Origin of the sequence: Paracoccus nototheniae (assembly GCF_004335005.1) — a bacterium.
GTDB lineage: Bacteria > Pseudomonadota > Alphaproteobacteria > Rhodobacterales > Rhodobacteraceae > Paracoccus > Paracoccus nototheniae.
In genome coordinates this window covers 1-8,027 of sequence record NZ_RQRT01000106.1, presented here as the reverse complement: position 1 = coordinate 8,027, position 8,027 = coordinate 1, and the positions used below count along the sequence as shown (strand labels likewise).

Here is an 8,027-nt window from a genome sequence, read left to right as displayed (position 1 = left end):
TGCCGGGGGTGCGGCAGTGTGCTTCCAGGGACCTGCATGTCAATTTCCAGTTTTTGGAATTGACATGTTGCCAGTCGCGCGTCAGCTTACTTCCAATTATTGGAGGTGAACTGCCCGATGTCTAACCTGCAAGCTCTAGAAAAGGCCCCAAAAGGACAATGGGTGCAAACGGAGAGGAAAGCCCATGAAGCTTGGGCAAAGTTGATCCGAAAAAGTCCTCTGGCAGCTCAAATCATGCACGTCCTCACCGCACGTGTAGATACGCACAATGCTGTAGTAATCAGCCAAAAAAACTTGGCTCGACTAGTAGAAGGATCAGAACGCGGGGTCCGCGATGCTCTCAAACTTCTGACTACTGATAACTGGCTGGAAATTCGTCAGATTGGCGGGCGTGGCACTGTTAATGCTCACATCATAAACGACCGCGTAGCTTGGTCGGGCAAACGCGACGGTATCCGCTACAGCCTCTTTTCAGCTGCCGTCATCCTGTCTGACGATGAACAACCCGATGCTGATCACCTAGACAACCAAGAGCCTCTACGGCGACTGCCAAGTGCCTTCGCTGGAGAACAGCAGCTCCCATCTGGTGATGGCCTGCCTCCTGTTTCGCAACCGTTCTTCGATGGACTTGAACCTGATTTGCCTACCAAACTGAAGGAACGATGATGCCGTTCTGCGTTCCAGAAAGAACGGCTATTTTGGTGCACCACGCAACCGGGGGCGTTCAATGACGGGTCTAACCCTTTCCCAAGCAGCTAAAGCACTAGGGAAAAGCAAATCCACCCTCAATAGAGCCATAAAAACTGGACGTTTGAGTGCTACAAGAAATGAAGACGGCACATTTTCTATCAACCCGGCCGAACTATACAGGGCGTTCCCTGAACCATCTGAGAACGCGAAACAGGAACGCGGGAAAGAACAGGATAGAACGGTAGTTTCAGATGATTTGAGCAGCCGCATCAGCCTGTTGCAGCAGCTTCTTGAAAGAGAACGTGAGGCTGTTGCTGATTTGAAGGAGGATCGGGATAGGTGGCGGCAGCAGGCCACTAGTCTTCTTGCTAACCAAGAGGCTGCACCAGTCGCACAGCCGCTAGAGAAGCGCCGTCGATGGTGGCCGTTCTAGAGCCTTGGAACGCTACGCATTGCTCTCACATGCAAGGTTTTGGAACTAGCCACAGGTTAAAGGAACCGTCTACCAGTGCCAGCTGCACGCACCAAAAGGAGATCGCACATGATGAGCGCCCATCCTAAGCCCCTGCCGCAGCTGAACAGCGATGCCGAGGCGGAAGACTTCGTTGAGATGACGGATCTGTCCGAGTACGACCTGTCGCGCTTCACGCCCATGCACTTTGAGATCGAGCCGAAGGCCGTTTCGTAGAAAATGTGCCTGGCCGCGCAGCTTGGCGCAGCAGGTGGCAGGGCAACTACTACTGCTAAGGCAGCGGCCGCACGGCAGAACGGGGCCAAGGGCGGCCGGCTACGTAAAAAGCATAGCCTTTCCTGTGCTCATATATTCATTACTTCTGCGCATTTACGCGACTTAAAAACTCCCAACTAATCATTGTGGATAATAAAGATGGCATGGCCAACCCCTTTGAACTCTAAAAATAGGGTCAGAACAGCTGGAAAAAGAATTGTCAAAGCATACGAGGAAAATAACGGTATTATTGCATGGGGTATAAACATATCTCGAGAAGAGTTTGACATTATAGAAAATTGGAGGACGTCTCATGGGGCAGTATTGAACACTGCTCAGGCTTGGCTGCGCAGACTCGACAAGCTACAACGTCCGATCGTAGGGCAAAGATTAAAAAGATACGATACAGTTATTGATAAACTAACTAGTGGAAGGTCACACGATCTTTCCACAATGCATGATATAGCAGGTGTGCGGGCTATATTTCGATCTATTGACGAAATATCAGATTTTAGAAGTCAGATGAGGATCTCGAAAGCTCAACATAAGATTCTCCACGAAGATAATAAATTTGACTATATATCGAGTCCAAAAGCATCAGGATACCGCGGCATCCATGAAGTAATGGAAAGACAAGTTGGATCAAAAAGTGGATCAGCTTGGAACGGTTTGAAATTTGAAGTTCAGCTCCGAACCGCTATTCAACACGCCTGGGCTACTGCTGTTGAAATTTATGACGATACGCAGCTAGCTAGATTCAAATTTCAGTCTTCTCAAAATCCGGCATATGAGCAATTTTTAATTGTAAGCGAAATGTTTGCAAGAGTTCATGAAAACGCCTTTGGGTGCCTCAAGGAAAAATCTGATACTGAACTGGTAAAACGCTTCACAGAACTTGAAAATAGCACGCATACAGTAACTATGATTCATGGACTTCAAGTTGCAGTTAACTATAAACCTTTAGAAAAGAATAGTATCTTGCAAAGGACACACAGCGGAGAACTTGTCGTTCATCCCTTTTCAAGCTTCCCGCGCGCTCTGAGAGAAATATCTAGAATCGAATCTATGCCTGAAACGCTTAATGCTGTTCTCGTCGGCGCGAAGACTCCATACCATATTAGAGAGGCATTTCGTAACTATTTCGAAGATACAGCAGATTTTGTCGCTTTGCTTGATGAGGCTCTGTTATCTATTAGGGGAAGTCATGAGATTGACCTGTGGCACACTTAGATTGCTTACTTAATTTCATGTATTATATTGCGATATTGGATTATTTCTTGTTCCGTTTAGCGTGTTTAAATCCTAGTAGAGCAGGAGCTTCTGATGATAGGTATGATTACATTTATCGGTAGTATCATGGTCGCAGCATTTGGGTTTGTGCTGGGTAAGTTTTACGCAGAAACAGAACGTATCTTGTCGGATAAACGTCGTATTTATGAAGAACTTCTTTCAGCTCTTCCCTCCCTTCAAATAACCTACACAAACATTGACGATGCTAGCTTAGAGAGCGCTCTAAAGCCAGCACATGATAAGCTTCCTAAATTACTATTATATGCAGATCAGCCTGTAATAAAGGCTTACCTAGCTATGTTTACCAGTTATTGGACGGCCCACTCAGCCCTTGGCCCTCATTCCCCACCGGAAGCACCGGAATTCCAAGCTCTTGCTAAGGCACAAAATGATTTAGTGCTAGAGATGCGTCGGGATGCGTTCCGGTGGTCCATGTTTGTCTACCGGGGAAAGACGCGGCTATAGAAAATATCTAAAAACTCGTTTAGGTTGCAATTTTTCGTTGTGTATGCATGCTGATTAGCACCCGCTTAATGTTTACAAGGATTTAAAAATGACCGTATATGTCGTTACTTGGGATCTAAATAAAGAAAAAAGCAATTATTCAGCAGCGCGGACGGCTTTTATATCGCATCTTGAAAAATACCCCCATTGCAAAGACGGAGGCTTAGATTCAGTTTGGTTTATACAAACAACTCAGGACGCGAATACAATAACGGACTACCTGAAGCAAAAATTGGATAATAATGACAGGCTTTTTGTATCAAGAATTAATTCTGGCCAGTATCAAGGGTGGCTAGCAAAACCTACATGGGAATGGATTGAAGCTCGCACTTAGCCACCTCCACATCACGGCCCGTAGCCGCCCCCGTTCAACCTCCGGGCGCGTCCCCGGCGATATTCGGTTTTATGCGGCAGACAACCCCGGTGCGAGTGATCGCGCCGGGGTTGTGCGTTCAAGGGCTCCGGGGACAGGCTTGCTGAGGAGCTGCCTGCTTGACCTTGCCATCCGCCACAATCTATTTCCGACCCATGGGGCCTGCGACCGCCCCACGAGGCGTCAGCCGAAGTTCGCGTTCCACTGAAACCTTCACGGGAGGAACGCCCATGCCTGCACCCAACGCAATTTCCACTGATAAGCTTGCCCGGATCATCGGCACGCCCCGCGCCCCGGTCATTCTGGATGTCCGGTCCGAAACCGATTTTGCCACCGATCCACGGCTGGTGCCGGGGTCCATCCGTGCGGATGACCGCGAACTTGCCAATCTGCCGCCGCTGCCGCCGGGTCCCGTGCTGGTGCTCTGCCAGGCGGGTCATCGCCGCAGTCAGGGCGCTGCGGCATGGCTGCGCGCCGAAGGTCGCCAGGCCGAATATCTTGATGGTGGTTTTGTCGCGTGGCGAGAGGCGGGTCTGCCGCTGATCCAGACAGACCACCTCCCCCCACGCGACGGGCAGGGCCGCACGGTCTGGGTCACCCGCGCACGACCCAAGATCGACCGCATTGCCTGCCCCTGGCTGATCCGCCGCTTCGTCGATCCCCGCGCAGTGATCCTGTTCGTGGCCCCGGCCGAAGTCTCAGGTGTCGCCGAGCGCCATGAGGCCGCGCCCTTCGACATCGAGGACGTCTTCTTCAGCCACAGGGGCGATCTGTGCAGTTTCGACGTGATGCTGGCTGAGCTGGGCCTGTCCGTTCCGGCTCTGGACCGATTGGCCGTGATCGTTCGGGCTGCCGATACGGCACGGCTGGACCTGGCGCCCGAAGCAGCGGGGCTGCTTGCCGTCTCCCTTGGCCTGTCACGCATGTATGCCGACGATCTGGAACAGTTGGAGGCGGGGATGCTGGTCTATGACGCGCTCTATCGGTGGGCGCGTGACGCGACCGGCGAGACCCACAACTGGCCCACCAACAAGCCGAGGGCAGAATGATGCAGACCCGCCCCTATCCGACCTTGGCCGAGGCCACCCGTGTCTGGGCGCGGATCGGCCTGCTGAGTTTCGGCGGCCCCGCGGGCCAGATCGCCCTGATGCACCGCATTCTGGTCGAGGAACAGAAATGGCTGGGCGAGCGGCGGTTCCTGCACGCTCTGAATTACTGCATGCTGCTGCCCGGCCCCGAGGCCATGCAGCTGGCCGTCTATATCGGCTGGCTGATGCACCGGACGCTTGGCGGCATCATCGCCGGGTTGCTGTTCGTGCTGCCCGGCGTCGTGGCGATCATGAGCCTGTCGTGGGTCTATGCGATCTGGGGCAATACCGGCGTGCTGGAGGGGCTGTTCTTCGGCCTCAAGGCCGCGGTGCTGGCAATCGTCGTGCAGGCGGTGATCCGCATCGGGTCGCGGGCGCTGAAGAACCGCACGATGATCGGCATCGCAGCGGCCTCGTTCCTAGCGATCTTCGCCTTTGGCGTGCCGTTTCCAATCATCATCCTCACGGCAGCGTTGGTGGGCTTCGTCGGCGCCCGTGCGGGTCTGGCGGCGTTCCAAGGCGGCGGCGGGCATGGCAAGATGGGCGGCACCCAAGTGGCCGATGCAGACACCCTGCTAGGTGAGGGCACGCCCGACCATACCCGTGTCAGCGCCGGGTGGGCGGCGCGCATATCGGCGGTGTTTCTGGGGCTGTGGCTGCTGCCCGTGGCAGCGCTGTTCCTGATCCTCGGCCCGGAAAACGTGTTCTCGCAGATCGCCGGGTTCTTCAGCGTGATGGCGGTGGTGACCTTCGGCGGAGCCTATGCCGTGCTGGCCTATGTCGCCCAGCAGGCGGTCGAGACCTATGGCTGGCTGGTCCCCGGAGAGATGCTGGACGGGCTGGGCATGGCCGAGACCACGCCGGGGCCGCTGATCATGGTGACCCAGTTCGTGGGCTTCATGGGGGCGCTGCGCGAAGCGGGCGGTATGCCGCCGCTGCTGGCCGCGACACTGGGCGGGCTGCTGACCACGTGGGTCACGTTCCTGCCCTGCTTTCTGTGGATCTTCCTGGGCGCGCCCTTCATCGAACGCCTGCGCGACAACCACGCCCTGACGGCGGCGCTGACGGCGGTGACGGCGGCGGTGGTGGGGGTGATCTTGAACTTGGCGCTGTGGTTCGGGCTACACGTGCTGTTCGGCCAGCTGCGTCCTGTCACCAGCCTTGGGCTGGATATGGACCTGCCGGTCTGGGGAACCTTGGACGTCGCCGCGCTGGCGCTGGTCATCGTCGCCATTCTGGCCGTGTTCCGCTTGAAGCTGGGCGCCGTCACTGTGCTGGCGATCTGTGCCTTTGGCGGGCTGGCCCTACGATTGGCAGGGATCGTTTGAAAAGGCTCTCCTCGGTGGTGAGTGTTCTATGGCAAGAAATGGAAGTGTAATTTTTTACACTCTCCACGCCCCTCGATCCCCGGCCCGCAGCGCCCCCGCAAGGCTGGCAAGGGCCGGGGATCGAGCCGCCGCAGGCGGCTTCTCTTGCCCTGGGCGCGACGGCTGATCCATTTGAGAAAAATGTGCCCTTCCCCCGGTAGGGGCGAACGGTATAATTTGGACGCAGGACAAATTGTCTAGTGAGTGCACATTTTTCTCAAATGGGGGCGCGACATGTCGGATGTGGTGACAGACTTCAGCAAGGGCATGCAGGTGCGCAGCGGATCGCGCCCGCCCAGGAGCTTCGCCATCCTCCGCGTGGGCAAAATCAAGACCAAAGGGCATCTGGGCGCAACCCTCGGCCACAACTACCGCGAACGAGAGACCCCGAACGCCGATCAGTCCCGCATGAGCGAGAACCTGGTGCTCAAGGGCCCCGGCACCGCCCAGGGCGTCATGGAAGCCTGGGACGCCCGCGCCCCCGAGAAGATCCGCAAGAACGCCGTCCACGCCCTTGAGTACTTCGTCGGCGGATCGCCCGAGAAGGTCCATGCCATGGGCCGGGACGAGCAGAACAACTACTTCCGCCGTGCCCTGGACTGGCTCAAGGACCGCCACGGTGCCGAGAACGTCCTGTCGGCCGTTGTGCACCGCGACGAGACCACCCCGCACATGCAGGTCCTGGTGATCCCCCTCGACGCCCGCGGCAAGCTGAACGCCCGCGAGCTGGTCGGCGGCAAGGACAAGCTCCGCCAGATGCAGACAGACTTCGCCTGCAATGTTGGTCAACCGTTCGGCCTCGAACGGGGTCAGGAACGCAGTCGGGCCACGCATCAGACCATCCAGGAATACTACGGGCGGGCCTCCACTCCCGTAGAGGCCGATTTCAGCCTCCCAGAGCGCCGTAGAGGCGCTGTAATGGGTTTGGGCGGGGAGAGTGACCGCGAATGGCAGGAACGCGCCTCACGGGCCGCTACAGAGCGTCTGGCGCATCTTACCGCCCATCTGACCGAGGCGTCCGGCACCCTGCGCCGCGAGATGGAGGCCACGGAGGCGGTTCTGGGCCAGACCCAGACCGAACTGGCACGGGAACGGGCCGTGTCCGAGGCCGCAAACAAGCTGGTCCTGACGGCGCTTCAGATCCCGCAGATCGAGGGCGTCACCGAAGACGACAAGCAGGACCTGCTCCGCGACATGGCAAGGTTTCACAACCGCCACGCCTCTCATTTCTCGGACATGCAGGCTCAAGCCACAAAGGCGGCCCTGAACCATACCGGCATTGCTGTCATCGAGCTGAAGGACGGCAGCTATGCCCTGCCCTGGCGCGACTTCGATGCCGTGGGCGGCCCGCGTCTGGCCGGCACTGATCGACAGGAAGCCGATGCCATCCTCAATGGCCTGCGCCAGGCGGAACGGTCCCGCCAGCAGGCGACAGAGTTCATGCAGGAACGCGAGGCCCGCAAGACGCGGGAGCGTGGGCAGGACAGCGGATCGGATTGGGGCTGACCCATTCCCCAGCAAATCCTGACGGTGCCGAAGGCGCCACAAACGCGGTCACATGCCGCCCTTGTGGATAACCCTTTCCCCTTCTTGCCTGATCATCCCCATTCCCGCGTGGTTCTCGCTGATGCGTCCCGCACCCCACGACCGTAAACCAAAGTCGAAACCTCGCTGACAGGTAAAAACCGGGCCAGTCCGCGCCGGTCGGCGCTTGCTCCCTAGTGGGCTGCTTCGCCCGACACGGCCCGTCCCGGTTGTTCCCTGTAGATCATTAGAAGGGGAAAAAATAAGCAATTGTAATAATTAAACAAAAAAAGGCACCCCCGGCAATAGCTATTGCCGGGGGTGCGGCAGTCTAGACTGCCGGGGGTGCGGCAGTGTGCTTCCAGGGACCTGCATGTCAATTTCCAGTTTTTGGAATTGACATGTTGCCAGTCGCGCGTCAGCTTACTTCCAATTATTGGAGGTGAACTGCCCGATGTCTAACC

At 56.6% G+C, this 8,027-nt stretch carries 9 protein-coding genes; all 9 read left to right on the top strand.

What is annotated here, in order from left to right; all coding sequences use genetic code 11:
• Positions 1–117 precede the first annotated feature (117 nt).
• The 9 genes from EG885_RS20915 to mobV all read left to right on the top strand — a co-directional run bounded on the left by EG885_RS20915 (position 118) and on the right by mobV (position 7,545).
• A complete protein-coding gene (locus EG885_RS20915; RefSeq protein WP_131578527.1) occupies positions 118–666 on the top strand; it encodes a helix-turn-helix domain-containing protein in 549 nt (182 codons plus the stop codon).
• 61 nt (positions 667–727) lie between these two features.
• Positions 728–1,123: a MerR family transcriptional regulator gene (locus EG885_RS20910; protein ID WP_131578525.1), complete on the top strand. Its 396-nt coding sequence runs from the start codon at positions 728–730 to the stop codon at positions 1,121–1,123.
• 108 nt (positions 1,124–1,231) lie between these two features.
• Positions 1,232–1,378, top strand: a complete 147-nt coding sequence (locus EG885_RS20905; protein ID WP_207392365.1) for a CopG family antitoxin — start codon at positions 1,232–1,234, stop codon at positions 1,376–1,378.
• A 198-nt stretch (positions 1,379–1,576) separates the two neighbouring features.
• Positions 1,577–2,647, top strand: coding sequence for a RelA/SpoT domain-containing protein (locus EG885_RS20895; RefSeq protein WP_131578523.1), 1,071 nt, complete (start codon positions 1,577–1,579; stop codon positions 2,645–2,647).
• Between the two features lie 93 nt (positions 2,648–2,740).
• The gene (locus EG885_RS20890) at positions 2,741–3,172 is read left to right on the top strand and encodes a hypothetical protein (protein ID WP_131578521.1); all 432 of its coding nucleotides are present in this window, start codon (positions 2,741–2,743) and stop codon (positions 3,170–3,172) included.
• A gap of 88 nt (positions 3,173–3,260) precedes the next feature.
• A complete protein-coding gene (locus EG885_RS20885) occupies positions 3,261–3,545 on the top strand; it encodes a hypothetical protein (protein WP_131578519.1) in 285 nt (94 codons plus the stop codon).
• A 269-nt stretch (positions 3,546–3,814) separates the two neighbouring features.
• Positions 3,815–4,633: a chromate resistance protein ChrB domain-containing protein gene (locus tag EG885_RS20880; protein ID WP_131578517.1), complete on the top strand. Its 819-nt coding sequence runs from the start codon at positions 3,815–3,817 to the stop codon at positions 4,631–4,633.
• Positions 4,630–6,000: a chromate efflux transporter gene (gene chrA, locus EG885_RS20875; protein WP_379107662.1), complete on the top strand. Its 1,371-nt coding sequence runs from the start codon at positions 4,630–4,632 to the stop codon at positions 5,998–6,000. The genes EG885_RS20880 and chrA overlap by 4 nt, the downstream gene beginning before the upstream one ends.
• Before the next feature lie 273 nt (positions 6,001–6,273).
• Positions 6,274–7,545 (top strand): MobV family relaxase, encoded by a 1,272-nt coding sequence (mobV, locus tag EG885_RS20870; RefSeq protein ID WP_131578515.1) that lies wholly within the window; start codon positions 6,274–6,276, stop codon positions 7,543–7,545.
• The last annotated feature ends 482 nt before the right edge of the window (positions 7,546–8,027 follow it).

Bases quoted from the DNA above. Each gene is read 5' to 3' on its own strand.
- EG885_RS20915 (WP_131578527.1), top strand. From the start codon at position 118: ATGTCTAACCTGCAAGCTCTAGAAAAGGCCCCAAAAGGACAATGGGTG.
- EG885_RS20910 (WP_131578525.1), top strand. From the start codon at position 728: ATGACGGGTCTAACCCTTTCCCAAGCAGCTAAAGCACTAGGGAAAAGC.
- EG885_RS20905 (WP_207392365.1), top strand. From the start codon at position 1,232: ATGATGAGCGCCCATCCTAAGCCCCTGCCGCAGCTGAACAGCGATGCC.
- EG885_RS20895 (WP_131578523.1), top strand. From the start codon at position 1,577: ATGGCATGGCCAACCCCTTTGAACTCTAAAAATAGGGTCAGAACAGCT.
- EG885_RS20890 (WP_131578521.1), top strand. From the start codon at position 2,741: ATGATAGGTATGATTACATTTATCGGTAGTATCATGGTCGCAGCATTT.
- EG885_RS20885 (WP_131578519.1), top strand. From the start codon at position 3,261: ATGACCGTATATGTCGTTACTTGGGATCTAAATAAAGAAAAAAGCAAT.
- EG885_RS20880 (WP_131578517.1), top strand. From the start codon at position 3,815: ATGCCTGCACCCAACGCAATTTCCACTGATAAGCTTGCCCGGATCATC.
- chrA (WP_379107662.1), top strand. From the start codon at position 4,630: ATGATGCAGACCCGCCCCTATCCGACCTTGGCCGAGGCCACCCGTGTC.
- mobV (WP_131578515.1), top strand. From the start codon at position 6,274: ATGTCGGATGTGGTGACAGACTTCAGCAAGGGCATGCAGGTGCGCAGC.